This is a genomic window from Flavobacterium sp. FG139 (genome assembly GCF_057809695.1).
This window is the reverse complement of record NZ_JBMDKL010000006.1, coordinates 84,689-101,549: the sequence shown is the minus strand read 5'-3', so window position 1 is coordinate 101,549 and position 16,861 is coordinate 84,689. Positions and strand designations below refer to the sequence as shown.

Below are 16,861 nucleotides of genomic sequence, written 5' to 3'. Positions count from 1 at the left end.
CAAACCATTATGAAATTTTTAACACCAAAAAACCTCGTAAAATCGAGCTTATTTATTTTATTATTTTCAAACTTTAACACAATAATTGCACAAGAAGTGACCGTCAATCAAGACCCTAAATTTGAACAATTATTGAGCGAAAAAAGAAAGGTAAATTCTTCAATCACAATCAACAACAGATATAAAATCCAGATATTTAATGGCTCAAGTGAAGAGTCAAAAAAAACACTCATACAATTTAAAAAAGAGAATAAAACCTATGATGCAACAATAGTTTTTAGCACTCCATTGTATAAGGTATGGATTGGAAATTTCAAAACGAGAATTGAAGCAGAACACCATCTCAATATTTTGAAAAAAAAATACCCTAATGCTATATTAATTAAGCCGAATAGATAAATAAAAAAATCCCGATTACTCGGGATTTTTTATGAATACTTCTATTAATTATTTCAACTTTTTCTTTACTTCTACTTCTTGGAAAGCTTCGATAATATCCAATTGCTCAATGTCGTTGTAGTTTTTAATTTGAATACCACAATCATATCCTTTTGAAACTTCTTTTACATCGTCTTTAAAGCGTTTCAAAGTTGATAATTCACCAGTGTAAATAACCACTCCTTCACGAATAATTCTGATTTTAGAACTTCTAAAAATCTTACCATCGGTAACCATACATCCAGCGATAGTTCCTACTTTAGAAATTTTGAATGTTTCTCTAATTTCTGCTGTACCGGTAATTTCTTCTTTCAACTCAGGAGACAACATGCCTTCCATTGCGTCTTTCAAGTCATCAATGGCATCATAGATTATAGAATAGTTTCTGATATCAATTTCTTCTTTATCGGCTAATTGTCTCGCATTTCCAGCAGGACGTACATTAAATCCGATAATGATCGCATCAGAAGCAGAAGCTAACATTACATCGGTCTCAGTAATAGCTCCAACTCCTTTATGAATAATATTAATTTGAATTTCTTCAGTTGATAATTTCGCAAAAGAGTTTGACAATGCTTCTACAGAACCATCCACATCACCTTTAAGGATAATGTTCAACTCTTTAAATTGTCCAAGCGCAATACGACGTCCAATTTCAGCAAGAGTAATGTGTCGCTGTGTTCTTACCGATTGCTCACGCATTAATTGTGTACGCTTAGCCGCAATTTGCTTGGCTTCTCTTTCGTCTTCAAAAACGTTGAATTTATCTCCAGCGGTTGGCGCTCCATCCAATCCTAAAATAGACATTGGAGTAGAAGGCCCAGCTTCTTTCATGCTGTTTCCTCTTTCATCATACATCGCTTTAACCTTACCATGGTTTTTACCAGCCAATACATAATCTCCAACTCTTAAAGTTCCAGATTGTACTAATATAGTAGAAACATATCCTCTACCTTTATCTAATTGTGCTTCCACAACGGTACCAACAGCAGGCTTGTTTGGATTGGCTTTTAAATCTAAAATTTCGGCTTCCAACAATACTTTTTCAAGTAATTCCTTTACACCCATTCCCATTTTGGCAGAAATGTCATGCGATTGGTATTTTCCACCCCAATCTTCTACCAATAAATTCATAGAAGCCAAACGTTCTTTAATCTTTTCAGGATTAGCATGAGGTTTATCTACTTTATTGATAGCAAATATCATTGGAACTCCAGCTGCTTGAGCGTGACTGATTGCCTCTTTTGTTTGTGGCATGATGTCGTCGTCGGCAGCGATTACAATAATAGCGATATCGGTAACTTGAGCTCCACGAGCACGCATAGCGGTAAACGCTTCGTGACCTGGCGTATCAAGGAATGTAATTTTTTGTCCGTTGTCTAATTGAACTGCATAAGCACCTATGTGTTGTGTAATTCCACCCGACTCACCAGCGATAACATTCTCTTTACGGATGTAATCCAATAAGGAAGTTTTACCGTGATCTACGTGACCCATTACAGTTACGATTGGAGCTCTCGGTACTAAATCTTCTTCTCTATCTTCTACAACTTCTAAAGATTCTTCAATATCTGTTGTAATAAATTCTACTTCATAACCAAATTCATCTGCTACAATAGTCAAAGTTTCAGCATCTAAACGTTGATTCATGGTTACCATGATTCCTAACGACATACAGGTTCCAATCACTTTAGTAATTGGCACATCCATCATGGTAGCCACTTCACCTACAGTAACAAACTCGGTTACTTTGATTGTTTTGCTTCCTTCCTCTATAGCTCTTTGCTCGTCATCAGTACGTTGACGGTGCGAATCTCTTTTGTCTCTTCTGTATTTAGCCGCCTTAGACTTAGACCCTTTACCTTGAAGTCTTTCAAGGGTTTCTTTGATTTGGTTTTTAACCTCTTCTTCTGTAGGCTCAACTTTTTGAACAATCGCTGGTCGGTTTCCTTTTTGGAATCCACCACCACCTGGTTTGTTAGCAGTAAATTTGTTTCCTCCAGCACCTGCAGGACGATTTTGACCTCCAGCCGCATTTCCTCCAGGAGTTCCCGGACGAGCTTCACCTGGTTTTGGCGGAATTCTTTTACGCTTGTTTTTGTTAGCGTTAGGATCTGTCTTGCTTGCGCTATTTATTTTTGGATTCTCAACTTTCTTTTTAGGTTTGTTGAATTGCGACAAATCAATTTTTTGTCCCGTTAAAGTTGGACCCGAAAGATTTTGATATTGTGTGGTATGCGTTTCGTCAACTGCAGGTGTTTCCGTATCGGCAACCACAACCGTTTTCTCTGATTTTTCAATAGCAACAGGAGCAACTTCCGCTTCTGCCTTTTCTGCGACTGTTTCTTTCGACGCTTCTTTTTTAACTTCTGCAGATTTTACTTCCTGAGGAGCATTTACTGGCTTTGGTGCTTCAGGCTTAATTGGAGTAGTTGTTTTAGTATCTAACTCAATTTTCCCTACTTGTTTCGGACCTGTAACTACAGCTTTAGCTTTAATTACTTCAAGACGTTGACGCTCTTCTTCTTGTTTTTTCTTGTCTTCAATTTCTTTTTCTCTTTCAAGACGAAGCGCTTCTTTTTCTTTTTTTATCTCTTCGCTAACACCTTTTGAGGCTTCTTTGTTGCCTTTATCACCAGCAAATTGATTTTGTAGAATATCAAACTCTTTATCGGAAATCTTAGCATTTGGATTTGCATCAATAGCAATACCCTTTTCTTTAAGATGATCGACAGCTCTTTCTAACGAAATATTTAATTCCCTTAAAACTTTGTTTATTCTAATATTTCTTTCTTCAGACATAAAATCTTTTATAAATTCTTTTTTTTAATTGGGGTGAAATCAGAATTAATCTTCAAACTCTTCTTTCAATATGCGCATTACTTCTTGTATTGTTTCTTCTTCTAAATCGGTTCTTCTCGCTAAATCGGCAACATCTTGTTTCAAAATACTTTTAGCGGTGTCTAAACCAATTTTGGCAAACTCATCAATAATCCATCCATCGATTTCATCTGAGAATTCTGTTAATTCAACATCGTCATCTTCAGCAGTACTTCCTTCACGAATTACATCCAATTCATAACCTGTTAATTGACCTGCTAATTTAATGTTTTGACCACCACGACCAATCGCTTTTGAAACTTCTTCTAATTTCAAAAATACTTCTGCATGTTTGGTTTCTTCATTAATTTTGACAGAGGAAACTTTGGCAGGACTCAATGCTCTTGTTATCAATAAAGAGGCATTAGTCGTGTAGTTTATAACGTCGATATTTTCATTGCCTAATTCACGAACGATTCCATGAATACGCGATCCTTTCATACCAACACAAGCTCCAACTGGATCAATTCTATCATCATAAGAATCAACGGCTACTTTTGCTTTTTCACCAGGAATTCTCACTACTTTTTTAATCATAATTAAACCATCAAAAACTTCTGGAATTTCTTGTTCAAATAATTTTTCCAAGAATTTTTCTGAAGTTCTAGACATCACAATTTGAGGTTTATTACCTTTCAATTCAACGCTTTCAATAATTCCTTTTACATTATCTCCTTTTCTGAAAAAATCGGATGGAATTTGTTTTTCTTTTGGCAATACAATTTCGTTTCCTTCATCATCCACCAAAATTACAACTCTTGGACGCACATGATGCACCTCGGCCGTATAGATCTCTCCAATAATATCTTTAAATTGCTTATATAAATTGGTATTGTCGTGTTCGTGAATTTTGGAAATCAAGTTTTGACGTAAGGCTAAAATAGCTCTTCTTCCTAAATCTATCAATTTTACTTCCTCAGAAACTTCTTCTCCAATTTCAAAATCAGGTTCAATTTTTCTAGCATCTGACAAGGTAATTTCTAAGTGTTCCAAATCCAAATCATCATCAGCAACCACAATTCTTCTTTGCCAGATTTCCATATCTCCTTTATCAGGGTTTATGATAATATCAAAGTTGTCATCAGAACCATACTTCTTTTTTAAAGCATTTCTAAATACATCTTCCAAAATCGCCATAAGCGTTACTCGATCAATAAGTTTATCGTCTTTAAACTCTGAGAATGATTCGATTAATGCAATATTTTCCATTCCTATATTAATTAAAATTTTATTGTAACAATTGCTTCTTTTATTTCTGAATAAGGAATTTCTTGACGTTTTTGAACGGTCTCTTTTCCTTTTCCTATTTTTTTAGGCTCTCTTGCTTGCCAAGACAACACTATATTTTGTTCATTTGCTTCCACTAATTCAGCTTCAATTGTCTCCACGTTAGTCTTAACAATTAATGTTCTTCCTACATTTTTAATGTATTGTCTCACTAATTTCAAAGGCGAACCTACACCAACCGAAGCCACCTCAAGCGCATAATCATGTTCCTCTCTGTCTAAATTGTTTTCAATTGCTCTACTTACATCGATACAATCTTGAAGGTTTACTCCAGTATCACCGTCCAAAGTTACAATAATTTTGTAAGTATCTGAAATTGATAAATCTATCAAAAACAAATTGGCTTTTTCTAGTAAAGCATCGTTTAGAAGTTTTGAAACCTGCTCTTTAAATGTCATATTTTGTATAAAAAGAGGGAAGCACTGCTTCCCTCATTATTCCATTTCTGTTTAACAATGGTGCAAATATAGAATTTTTTTTTATATTAAAACCCTTGGCTTTTATATTTTTTTTATACCTTTATACTCTATAATTTACACAAACAACAAAAATTTATCTTTTTTATAATCATGAAAAAAATTTTAATACCTACTGACTTTTCTCAAAACGCTGAATATGCTCTGAAAGTTGCTGCACAAATTGCAAGAAAAAATAATGGCGAAATCATTTTGCTACACATGCTTGAATTGCCTCACGAATCAAGCGACGCTGTTGGTTCTGGAACTGACATTCCTGAAATCATGTTTTTTAAAAATGCCGCCATCCGAAAATTAGAAGAATTAATGGATTCCGACTTTCTTGAAGGCCTAAAAGTTTCAGAAATCATCCAATTTGAAATGGCATTTGACGGAATTCTAAAAATTAGTCAAATAAACAATGTTGACTTGATTGTAATGGGTTCTCACGGCGCTAGCGGCTATAAAGAAATGTTTATTGGTTCAAATGCCGAAAAAGTAGTTCGCAACTCTGAAGTGCCTGTGCTGATTATCAAAAAAGACCAAGGTGTTTTTGAAGTAAACGATTTTGTTTTCGCTTCAGATTTTAGTGATGAAATTAAAAAACCTTTCTGGAAAGTAGTTGAGTTTGCTAACAAATTTGACGCAACATTACACTTAGTTACCGTAAACACCCCAAACAACTTTAAGTCTACTTCTGCAGCAGAAGAAGTGATGAAAAACTTCCTTTCTGGATATCAAGTAAACAAAGTAAAAACACATATTTACAACGAAACTAACGTTGAAAAAGGCATCTTAAATTTTGCTAACACCATTAACGCTGATTTGATTGGAATGAGTACTCACGGCAGAAAAGGACTTTCTCACTTTTTTAACGGAAGTATTAGTGAAGATTTAGTGAATCATTCAAAACTTCCAGTTGTCACTTTCAAGATATAATTTACAAAATAAAAAACGCTCAAATATTTGAGCGTTTTTTATATACTAAAATATCAAATTGAGATAAAACAAAAAATCCCAACTTTTCAGTTGGGATTTTTCTGTTGGTCTACAAGGACTCGAACCTTGAAAGACTGCACCAAAAACAGTTGTGTTACCATTACACCATAGACCAAAATGCACTAAACATTCATTAACTTTACTAGTTCAATACTCTAATTTTGTACCTGAATGCGGGTGCAAATTTAATACATTTTTTATTTTAAGCAAATATTTAACCGCTTTTTTATTCATAATGCCTTAAAAATATTTATGCTGTTTATTAATTTACAGATACTAAATGTTTTAAAATTATAATTCATTTTTTTTAATTTCATTGTATTATGCCATAACCTCAAAAAACAGCTAAGTTAAATGAAGGTTAAAGACTAACGAAAAGTTTATTAAACAAAAGAATACGATTATTTTTGATTCACAAAACCGAATTACAACAATTACAATCAGTATTTTTAATTTTTTGTTAAAGGGTTACACAAAAAAATAGTTTCTTTGCACTTACATTAACCTCATACTATACTATGACAACATTTGACTTTAAAAAGTGGAACAACATAATGGGTTGGTTGGCTTTTTCAATTGCATTAATCACTTACACTTTAACCGTTGAACCTACAATGAGTTTTTGGGATTGTGGCGAATACATTGCTACAACCGCTAAACTAGAAGTAGGACATCCGCCTGGAGCGCCTTTATTTCAAATGCTGGGTGCCTTTTTTGCAATGTTTGCAACAAGCAAAGAAACTGTGGCGCTAATGGTTAATATGATGTCGGTGTTTTCTAGTGCTTTCACGATATTATTTCTGTTTTGGTCATCATCAATTATATTGAAAAAAATCATTTCGTCATATACTGAAATTGATAAAAACAACAGTATTGTAATCTTAGGAAGTTCTTTTGTTGGTGCTTTAGCCTTCACTTTTTCGGATAGTTTTTGGTTTAATGCTGTAGAAGCCGAAGTGTATGCTATGGCAATGTTACTAATTGCACTACTGCTTTGGTTGGGCCTTCGATGGGAACAAGAAATGCACGAACCAAGAGGAAACCGATGGTTATTGTTAATTAGTTTGGTGGTGGGTCTGTCTTTTGGGGTACACTTCATGGCACTTTTAACCATTCCTTCTATCGGATTTTTATATTATTTCAAAAACTACAAGAAAATCACAATTAAGAATTTCATTCTAGCCAACATCATAATTGTTGCTGTACTTCTTTTTATATTCAAACTTTTACTTCCCTACACGTTGGCATTTTTTGGTAAAACCGAAATCTATATGGTCAACAATCTTGGTTTACCCTTTAATTCAGGAACTATATTTGCCTTGTTAGTAATTATTGCCTTTTTCTATTTTGGATTAAACTATACCAAAAAGAAAAATCACCCTACCTATAATACTGTATTATTGTGTATTCTTTTTGTTTTAATTGGGTTTTCAACTTGGATGATGTTGCCTATTCGCGCTAATGCTAATACGCCTATTAATGAAAACAAACCTTCCGATGCCGCAGAGGTGTTAGCTTATTACAATCGTGAACAATATGGTGTTAATCCGTTATTCTACGGACCACAATATACCGATGCCTTTGCAGGATTAGACCCTAAAACACCTTATTTGGACAAAGCTCCTAATTATGAAAGAGATGAAAAATCAGGTAAATACGTCATTGTAAATGATTATAAAAACGCCGAACAAAATTCTGATGACGCACACAAAGCAATCCTGCCTAGAATGTGGAGCCCTGATAATGTTCAAGGGTATATAAATTTTGCAGGAGTGCCAAAATTCAAAATGAATCCAGATTATGAATACGAAAGAGATTTGGCCCAATACGGAATTGACATCAATACCTTAACCGAAGAACAAGTTGCTCAATACACCGCACAACTTCGAAATGAAATGGAAAAAAACGTAGCTAAATTTAAACAAGCCTACAACCAAAAACAATTAGACAACGACAGTTACGTAGCTTTCCTAAAAAAATACAGCGATTATTTAATTGTAGAAAAACCGTCTACATGGGATAATTTAAGTTTCATGGTTGAGTATCAGTTTGGATACATGTATGGCCGTTATTTATTGTGGAATTTCGTGGGAAGACAAAACGATAACCAAGGAAGATATGATAATTTAGACGGAAATTGGCTCAGTGGAATCAAGGTTGTTGACAAGATTCATTTGGGCTCACAAGACAATTTATCGCCAGATGTCGCGAACAATAAAGGTAGAAATTTATATTATTTTCTTCCCTTCTTTTTAGGATTAATTGGTTTAATGTACCACGCTCAAAGAGATTTAAAGAGTTTTTATGTATTATTAGTATTATTTCTTTTCACTGGACTGGCGCTTAAGATTTATTTAAATGAAAGACCTTTTGAACCACGAGAAAGAGATTATGCGCTTGTAGGGTCTTTTTATGTATTTGCCATTTGGATTGGATTTGGAGTGTATGCCATTTACGAAATGATAAAAGAAAAAGTAGCCAACAAAATTGTTGGACCACTAGTGATTACTACTTGTTTACTAGCCGCTCCAGTATTGATGGCATCACAAAACTGGGACGATCACGATCGTTCTGGAAGATATACTGCAATTGCCATGGCTAAAAACTATCTGGCATCGTGTGACCAAAACGGAATTTTGTTCACTATTGGCGACAACGACACCTTCCCACTTTGGTATGCTCAAGAAATTGAGGGCTATAGAACCGACGTGAAAATAGTAAACACAAGCTTGTTGATGACCGATTGGTATATCGATCAAATGAAAATGAAAACCTATAAATCTGATGGATTACCCATTTCATTCGAACATCAACAATATGTAGCAGACAATAGAGATGCTGTTATTTTCAACAGAAAAGTAGACAGCCGATGGAATTTAAAAGATTTTATAAACTTTGCCAAAAGAGAAGACACATTGTCTAAAGTTGAAATGCAAAGTGGTCATAAATTAAATTTCTTCCCTACCAATAAAGTACGGTATGCTATTGATAAAAATGCTGTCATAGCCAATAAAGTTGTGAACGCTAAACAATACGACTCTATAGTTCCTTTTATTGATATCGATTTGAATGGCGGAGCATTGTATAAAAACCGCCTAATCATGTTTGACATCTTAGTCAATAACAACTGGAAACGACCTATTTATTTCAGCCCAGGAAGTTTTGGTGATGATGACTATTTATGGATGAAAGATTACCTTCAATTGGACGGAATGGTGTATAAATTAGTTCCTATCAAAACTCCAGTAAAAGAAGAAGATTATCCAGATATGGGACAATTGGATACCGATAAAATGTACAATCTTGCCATGAAATGGGAATGGGGTAACGGAGAAAGTTCGAAAATCTATCACGATCCTGAAACCAGAAGAAACGCCATTTCATATCGAACAAATTTATCGCGTTTAATGAAGGCATTAATCTCAGAAGGCAAAAACGATAAAGCCAAAAAAGTAATTGATTTAGCCATTTCTAAAATGCCATTAGATTATTATGGCTATTATTTAACTGTAGAACCATTTGCAACAGGCTATTATGAAATTGGCGAAAAACAAAAAGCACGCGATTTAATAACCAAATTGATGACCAAATACAAAGAAGAATTGTTATACTACAGCACATTTAATGCCGAAGATCAAAACTATATGGGGACTGATATTGTAACGGCAATTGAACGCTATAGAAGTTTATTGGAAGTAATGAAAAAACATGGCGACATAGAATTCTACAACAAAAGTAGAGGCGATTTCAATTCTTACAACAACAGATTCCAACGATTTGGTAGAGACAAAGAGTAATTAGTAATTCAACTATAATAAAGTGCCATTCATTCAGTTGTTGGCACTTTTTTTATGTACTTTTGATTGGTGACGACTTAAAATTAAATTTGCTACACATGAAACTAAGTTGGGTAAAAACACATTGGTTGGTAAAAAAAATATTTTCAAATTATGTTTGGGATATTCCAAATAAAGAAAACAAAGTTTTTTTAACTTTTGATGATGGTCCAACACCCGAAATTACAGAATGGACGCTAACACAACTCAAAAACTTCAATGTTAAAGCTACTTTTTTTTGCATTGGTGATAACCTTAGAAAATATCCTGAAATAGCACATAAGGTAATCCAAGATGGGCATTCCGTTGGAAACCACACTTACAATCATTTAAACGGATGGCAAACTACAACCTTAGAGTATATTGAGAATGCTAAGTTATATGAAGAAGAGCTCAACAAACAGAATTTTGAGCAAACGCATTTATTTCGTCCGCCTTATGGTAAAATAAAACCTTCTCAATCTAAAATATTGAGAAAATTAGGCTACAAAATAATTATGTGGGATGTATTGAGTATCGATTTTGATGCAACTATTTCTCCAGAACAATGCTTAGAAAATGTTCTTAAAAATGTAACTTCAGGCAGTATTATCGTTTTTCACGACAGCCAAAAAGCCTTCCGTAACTTGGAATTTACTTTACCAAGAACCTTAGCATTTTTAAAAGAAAAAGGATTTGTTTGTGATGTAATTGACTAAACTTGTTCTTGAACTAAACCAATTATGGTATTAGCATCCAACTCGCCCGATTGCCTCCATACCATTTGACCTTCTTTATAGATCATCAATGTTGGAAGTCCTTTTATACGAAGTGCTTCGGCTAATTCCTGATTTTTATCCACATCAATTTTAATCACTTTTGCTTTATCACCAAGTGCAGCTGCTACATCTCTAATTACAGGATGCATGATTACTGATGATTCGTTCCACTCTGTGTAAAAGTCAATTAACACAGGAACTTGAGCATTGATAAGTTCTCCAAATTTTGACATAAAACCAAAATATTTTGTTTTCTTTAGCTAAAAAAAGAAATATTACACTACAAATGTAGCATATTTAACGAATTATACTAAACTTTTCCCTTTTTTTAGTTCAATTACTGTTATTTCGGGCATAATACCCACTCTACCCGGATAGGCATGAAACCCAAAACCGCGGTTTACATAAATGTATTTTCCTGCTTTTTCATACAACCCGGCCCATTGTTCATACACATATTGCGCTGGACTCCATTTAAAAAATCCTGGAATTTCTATACCAAATTGCAATCCATGGGTATGCCCTGAAAGCATTAAGTGAAAATCTTTTGGGTGTTTATTCACTTCTGCATCCCAATGACTTGGATCGTGGCTCATCAAGATTTTAAATTCTTCTTTAGTCAAACCTTCAGAAGCTTTATGTAAATCGCCTGCTTTTTTAAATTTTACGCCCCAATTTTCTACTCCGACCAAAGCGATTTTATCGTTTCCTTTTTGAATATACGTATGCTCATTAAGCATTAAATTGAAGCCAATTTTACCGTACAAATCCTTTATATCATGAAAGTTTTTGGCTTTATCTGCCTCCGTTTTCCAATCAACATATTCGCCATAATCATGGTTTCCTAAAACAGAATATTTACCATATTTGAATTTCTTAATACGATTAAAGGTATCAATCCAAGGTAGCATTTCTTTGGCATGCGTATTGACAATATCACCGGTAAACAAAATCATATCGGCTTCTTGCTCATTAATCAAATCGATAGCATAATTAATCTTTTCAGGATTATCAAAACTACCGCTATGCACATCAGAAATTTGTGTGATTTTAAATCCGTCAAAAGCATCTGGCAAATCGGGAAAGAAAATTTGTTGGCGAATCACTTTGTAATTGTACTTCCCAAAGGTCATTCCATATATTAAAGAGGCGAATGGTATTGCGGCGATTCCTAATGCAATCTGACTTACAAAACGTCTTCTTTCAGGTAAAAAATCACCCGTAGATGCTCCAGAAAATTTAGATATTGTTCCTGATAAAATTCGGTAAACATCTTCTAAAAATAACACTAAAGTCAAAATCAACTTCGGAATCAAAACCAACAACAACAGCCCTAATGTAATCATGGTCATTTGGGTTTGCCCAACACTTCTGTCGAATTTTGTAAATTGATATCCAATAAAGATTATAGCTGCCACTGAAACCAATACATAAGTTATTAAAACCCATCGTACTTTGGTAAACGTTTTTACTGCCTGAAATGCATAAAGTTCAATAAAGGCAATAATTACTATAAATATAATCCAACGAAACGCCATATTTGAAATTTTTTAACAAAAGTAAAAATCATTAATCTACAAAAACATAAATTTTAGTTAATCTTTATTATAATATTTATGTATTAAAAACTATTTTTGTTTCAAATCAATCCCATACACTCTTATGAAAAAGACAGCACTTCTATTTTTACTAGTTCTTCCATTATTAAATTTTGCTCAAGACACTTTAACTTGCAAAAGTAACGGAAGAGTTTTTAACTCTAACCAACAAAAACTAACTTCTGAAGAAGTTAAAAGCTTGCTTGTTAATAATACCGAAGCTCTTCACTTGTATAATATAGGAAAAACTAAACAAACGTTGGGCAGTATACTTTTATATGGAGGAATGTCTACAGTTGTAATTAAGCACATTACCATGATAAATAAACATTCTGGAACAAATTCCTTAAATGCCGATACTAATAATGTAATGTACTTTGTTGGTGGTGCTATGGTAATTATTGCCATACCTATTAAATTGGGCTTTTCAAAAAAAATAAAGCGAGCAGTTGCTTTAATAAATGAAGATTTAAAAAAACCGAATACTGGATTTAATATTGAATCAACATCATTCATTTCCAACTCGAACGGTTTTGGAATTTCAATTACCTTTTAAACAAAAATCATGTCACAAAAACGACTTTACCTTCTTGACGCTTACGCCCTAATATTTCGTGGCTATTTTGCCTTTATAAAAAACCCAAGAATCAATTCGAAAGGAATGGACACTTCGGCCATTATGGGATTCATGAATGCTTTGATGGATGTTATCAAACGCGAAAAACCAGATCATTTGGCCGTAGCTTTCGATAAAGGCGGAAGTGATTACCGTTACGAAATGTACCAAGAATATAAAGCCCATCGTGACGAAACCCCAGAAGCTATTAAAATTGCCGTGCCCTACATTCAAGAATTATTGAAAGCCATGCATATTCCGATTATTGAAAAAGCGGGTTTTGAAGCCGACGATTTGATTGGAACCCTGGCAAAACAAGCTGAAAAAGAAGGGTTCAAAGTGTTTATGGTAACACCCGATAAAGATTTTGCGCAATTGGTTTCTGAAAATATTTTCATGTACAAACCGGCACGAATGGGCAACGATATTGAAATTTGGGGAATTCCTGAAGTGCTAGAAAAATTCGAAATTGAACGACCAGAACAAGTCATCGATTTCTTGGGTATGATGGGCGATGCTGCCGATAACATTCCGGGATTACCTGGCGTTGGTGAAAAAACAGCTAAGAAATTCTTGGCTGAATATGGATCTATGGAAAATCTTCTAGCCAATACGCATCAACTAAAAGGCGCTATTAAAGATAAAATCGAAGCCAATGCCGAATTGGGTTTATTGTCAAAAAAATTAGCTACTATCCTACTCGATTGCCCAGTTACCTTTGATGCCAATGATTATGAATTATCCAAACCCGATGTAGAAAAAACAGACGCGCTATTTCAAGAATTGGAATTCCGCCAAATGAAAGCGCAGTTTGACAAATATTTTGGAACTGGAAAAGAATACGACGAAATAGACACCAATGGCAATGGTACTTCAAGTGATGTGCTGCAACCTGCAAAGAAAGCTCCAGCCAAAAAAACAAACGAAGATCAATTTGATTTATTTGGATTTTCAGATGAAGAAAATGGCAAAGAAAAATCACATTCGCATTATGCCACTTTAGAAAACACCAATCATAATTACACCATTATTCAAGGTGAATTGGGTACAAAATTATTTTTGCAAAATTTACTCCATCAAACTTCGGTTTGTTTTGATACTGAAACTACTGGAATTGATGCTTTAAATGCCGAACTAGTTGGAATGTCTTTTTCATGGCAAAAAGGTGAAGCGTTCTACGTTCCGTTTCCCGAAAATCAAGAAGAAGCGCAAACTTTAGTAGATAAATTCAAACCTTTTTTTGAAAGCGAATCTATCGAAAAAATTGGTCAAAATATCAAATATGATTTGAAAATTCTGTCACATTATGGAGTTCAAATCAAAGGAAAATTATTTGATACTATGATTGCGCATTATTTGATTAATCCAGATATGCGTCACAATATGGATGTTTTAAGTGAAACGTATTTGAAATATTCGCCTAAATCTATTGAAGATTTAATTGGTAAAAAAGGCAAAAACCAATTGTCAATGCGACAAGTGCCGCTTGAAGATATTAAAGAATACGCTGCCGAAGATGCCGATGTAACTTATCAATTAAAACAAAATTTCAGTCCGATTCTCGATAAAGCCGAAACCAAAAAATTATTTGATGAGATCGAAATCCCATTAATTCCAGTTTTAGCGGCCATGGAATTGGAAGGCATCAATCTTGACGTTCCATTTCTAAAAGAAATGTCAGTTGAAATGGCTAAAGAAAGTGCTGCATTAGAACAAAAAATCTACGAAACTGCTGGCGAAAAATTCAATTTGGCTTCACCAAAACAATTGGGTGATGTTTTATTTGACAAATTAAAAATTGGTGGTGCCAAACAAAAGAAAACCAAAACGGGTCAATATGCCACTGGTGAAGAAATTTTAAGTTATTTAGCCAATGACAACCCCATTGTAAAAGACATTCTCGACTGGCGTCAAATGGTGAAATTGCAAAGCACCTACATTGATGCGTTACCCAACCAAGTTGACAAAAAAACAGGTCGCGTGCACACCGATTATATGCAAACGGTTGCTGCAACAGGGCGTTTGAGTTCGAATAATCCGAATTTACAAAACATTCCGATTCGTACAGAACGCGGCCGATTAATCAGAAAAGCATTTATTGCTCGTGATGAAAATTATACGTTATTGTCTGCCGATTATTCGCAAATAGAACTTCGAATTATTGCCGCGTTATCCGGCGAAGAAAACATGATCAAAGCGTTTCAAAATAATGAAGACATTCACCGAAGTACCGCCGCCAAAGTGTTTAATGTTCCGCTGGAAGAAGTGACTAAAGAACAACGTAGCAATGCCAAAACCGTGAATTTCGGAATCATATATGGCGTTTCTGCATTCGGACTTTCCAATCAAACCTCGCTTTCGCGAAAAGAAAGTGCCGAGTTGATTGAAGCCTACTATGCAACTTACCCAAAATTGAAATCGTATATGAGCAATCAAGTAGATTTTGCTAGAGAAAATGGTTATGTGCAAACCGTTTTAGGAAGACGTCGTTATTTAAAAGATATTAATTCGGCCAACATGATGGTGAAAAGTGGTGCGGAACGAAATGCCGTTAACGCTCCTATTCAAGGTTCTGCAGCTGATATTATCAAAATTGCCATGATCAATATTCACAAAAAACTATCTTCCGAAAACTGGAAATCAAAAATGTTATTGCAAGTTCATGACGAATTGGTGTTTGATGTTCACCTTTCAGAATTAGAAAAAATAAAACCACTAATCAAACACGAAATGGAAAACGCTTTCAAAATGGACGTACCATTAGAAGTAGAAATGGGCACAGGTAAAAACTGGCTGGAAGCACATTAAAAAAAGCGACGTAAAGTCGCTTTTTTATTTATAATTTTCTAGTCGATTCGCGTTGTCGCAACTCGGTTTTAATTACCGTAGTTTTATGATTGTAAATTTCTTCTTTACTTTCTAATTTATCAATCAGCATTTTGGTAGCTACTTCGCCAATTTCTGGTCCGTGTTGACTTACCGTAGACATACTAGGAGTCATTCTTCTTGACCAAACGCCATCAGCAAATCCAATAACAGAAAGTTCTTCCGGAATTTTCAAACCTTTTTTAATACCCAATTTCATAGCCGTTACCGAAGCATGCTCATCTAAAGCAAAAACGGCATCTACTTTATTTTTATCAAAAAATCCTTTCGCTTTAGTATCAAAACCTTCTTCAGATTCAGCTAAAACGATAAGGTTTTCTTCCGCTTGCAAACCATTTTCTTCCAAGGCTTTGAAAAAACCTTTAGCACGCAACTTTCCAACACTCAAATTATCAATAGTCGAAAAAAGCGCAATCTTTTTACATCCTGTTTTTATCAAATGATTGGTAGCATCAAAGGCTGAATCCAAATCATCCACCACCACTTTATCACAATTCACTTCATCTGCAATACGGTCAAACATTACAATCGGTGTACCTTCGTTGATAATGGTTTTAAAATGATCAAATTTGTGCAACTTTTGTGCTTCTTCCGAAATAGATAGAATAAAACCATCAATCGTTCCGTTACTCAACATCTCCAAAGCATTAATCTCTTTCTCTAAAGACTCATTCGAAATACACGTAATTACCTTATATCCTTTTTCATCCGCTACTTTTTCAATACCAGTAAAAACCTTGGCAAAAAAAGAATTCAAAATATTAGGAATGATCACACCAATAGTTCTTGTAGAACGGTTTTTCAAATTCAAACCAATAACATTTGGCTTATAATTTTTCAACTTAGCATACTCTTGAACACGAAGTTTCGTTGGTTCACTAATTTCCGGACTGTCGTTCAACGCTTTAGAAACGGTCGATACAGAAACTCCTAATTCTTTGGCAATCTGTTTTAAAGTGGCTTTCGATTTCATTGGTCTATTTATATAAATGGTAAAAATAAGAAAATAAAATTTAGAAGCGAATGGTTTGGAGCATTTTTGTAATCCGTTTTCCTGCCTTCCTCCCAAAACTTTGCCAAAAAGCAAAGGTTTTTCCTTCCAGTCAGG

The 16,861-nt window shown here is 34.4% G+C and carries 12 protein-coding genes and 1 tRNA gene; 6 read left to right on the top strand and 7 right to left on the bottom strand.

What is annotated here, in order from left to right:
• Nucleotides 1–9 precede the first annotated feature (9 nt).
• The gene (locus ACODSI_RS06820; protein WP_488916086.1) at nucleotides 10–399 is read left to right on the top strand and encodes an SPOR domain-containing protein; all 390 of its coding nucleotides are present in this window, start codon (nucleotides 10–12) and stop codon (nucleotides 397–399) included.
• Nucleotides 400–447: 48 nt separating this feature from the next.
• Here the strand turns inward: ACODSI_RS06820 and infB are convergent, their stop codons facing one another.
• The 3 genes from infB to rimP are packed head-to-tail and all read right to left on the bottom strand — an operon-like array spanning nucleotide 448 to nucleotide 5,003.
• Nucleotides 448–3,240 carry a translation initiation factor IF-2 gene (gene infB, locus ACODSI_RS06815; RefSeq protein WP_488916085.1) on the bottom strand — a complete coding sequence of 931 codons (2,793 nt, stop codon included), beginning with the start codon at nucleotides 3,238–3,240 and terminating at the stop codon, nucleotides 448–450.
• Between the two features lie 45 nt (nucleotides 3,241–3,285).
• A complete protein-coding gene (gene nusA / locus ACODSI_RS06810; RefSeq protein WP_488916084.1) occupies nucleotides 3,286–4,527 on the bottom strand; it encodes a transcription termination factor NusA in 1,242 nt (413 codons plus the stop codon).
• 11 nt (nucleotides 4,528–4,538) lie between these two features.
• Nucleotides 4,539–5,003 (bottom strand): ribosome assembly cofactor RimP, encoded by a 465-nt coding sequence (rimP, locus tag ACODSI_RS06805; protein ID WP_488916083.1) that lies wholly within the window; start codon nucleotides 5,001–5,003, stop codon nucleotides 4,539–4,541.
• Between the two features lie 171 nt (nucleotides 5,004–5,174).
• Here rimP and ACODSI_RS06800 point away from each other — a divergent pair, with 171 nt between their 5' ends.
• The gene (locus ACODSI_RS06800) at nucleotides 5,175–5,999 is read left to right on the top strand and encodes a universal stress protein (protein ID WP_488916082.1); all 825 of its coding nucleotides are present in this window, start codon (nucleotides 5,175–5,177) and stop codon (nucleotides 5,997–5,999) included.
• Between the two features lie 104 nt (nucleotides 6,000–6,103).
• Here the strand turns inward: ACODSI_RS06800 and ACODSI_RS06795 are convergent.
• A tRNA-Gln gene (locus ACODSI_RS06795) sits at nucleotides 6,104–6,174 on the bottom strand.
• A gap of 403 nt (nucleotides 6,175–6,577) precedes the next feature.
• Here ACODSI_RS06795 and ACODSI_RS06790 point away from each other — a divergent pair.
• On the top strand, nucleotides 6,578–9,856 hold the full coding sequence (locus ACODSI_RS06790; RefSeq protein ID WP_488916081.1) for a glycosyltransferase family 117 protein: 3,279 nt from the start codon (nucleotides 6,578–6,580) through the stop codon (nucleotides 9,854–9,856).
• Nucleotides 9,857–9,954: 98 nt separating this feature from the next.
• Nucleotides 9,955–10,593, top strand: coding sequence for a polysaccharide deacetylase family protein (locus ACODSI_RS06785; protein WP_488916080.1), 639 nt, complete (start codon nucleotides 9,955–9,957; stop codon nucleotides 10,591–10,593).
• Here the strand turns inward: ACODSI_RS06785 and ACODSI_RS06780 are convergent.
• Together ACODSI_RS06780 and ACODSI_RS06775 are read right to left on the bottom strand one after the other, a co-directional pair.
• Entirely contained in the window at nucleotides 10,590–10,886 is a 297-nt protein-coding gene (locus tag ACODSI_RS06780; RefSeq protein ID WP_482469182.1) for a thioredoxin family protein, read from the bottom strand. The two genes, ACODSI_RS06785 and ACODSI_RS06780, sit on opposite strands and share 4 nt — an antisense overlap.
• Nucleotides 10,887–10,958: 72 nt before the next feature.
• A complete protein-coding gene (locus ACODSI_RS06775; RefSeq protein WP_488916079.1) occupies nucleotides 10,959–12,191 on the bottom strand; it encodes a metallophosphoesterase in 1,233 nt (410 codons plus the stop codon).
• A gap of 124 nt (nucleotides 12,192–12,315) precedes the next feature.
• Here ACODSI_RS06775 and ACODSI_RS06770 point away from each other — a divergent pair, with 124 nt between their 5' ends.
• The gene (locus tag ACODSI_RS06770) at nucleotides 12,316–12,807 is read left to right on the top strand and encodes a hypothetical protein (protein WP_488916078.1); all 492 of its coding nucleotides are present in this window, start codon (nucleotides 12,316–12,318) and stop codon (nucleotides 12,805–12,807) included.
• A gap of 6 nt (nucleotides 12,808–12,813) precedes the next feature.
• Nucleotides 12,814–15,675 (top strand): DNA polymerase I, encoded by a 2,862-nt coding sequence (gene polA, locus ACODSI_RS06765; RefSeq protein WP_488916159.1) that lies wholly within the window; start codon nucleotides 12,814–12,816, stop codon nucleotides 15,673–15,675.
• A 28-nt stretch (nucleotides 15,676–15,703) separates the two neighbouring features.
• Here polA and ACODSI_RS06760 read toward each other — a convergent pair whose 3' ends face one another.
• Nucleotides 15,704–16,726, bottom strand: coding sequence for a LacI family DNA-binding transcriptional regulator (locus ACODSI_RS06760; RefSeq protein ID WP_488916077.1), 1,023 nt, complete (start codon nucleotides 16,724–16,726; stop codon nucleotides 15,704–15,706).
• Nucleotides 16,727–16,861 lie beyond the last annotated feature (135 nt).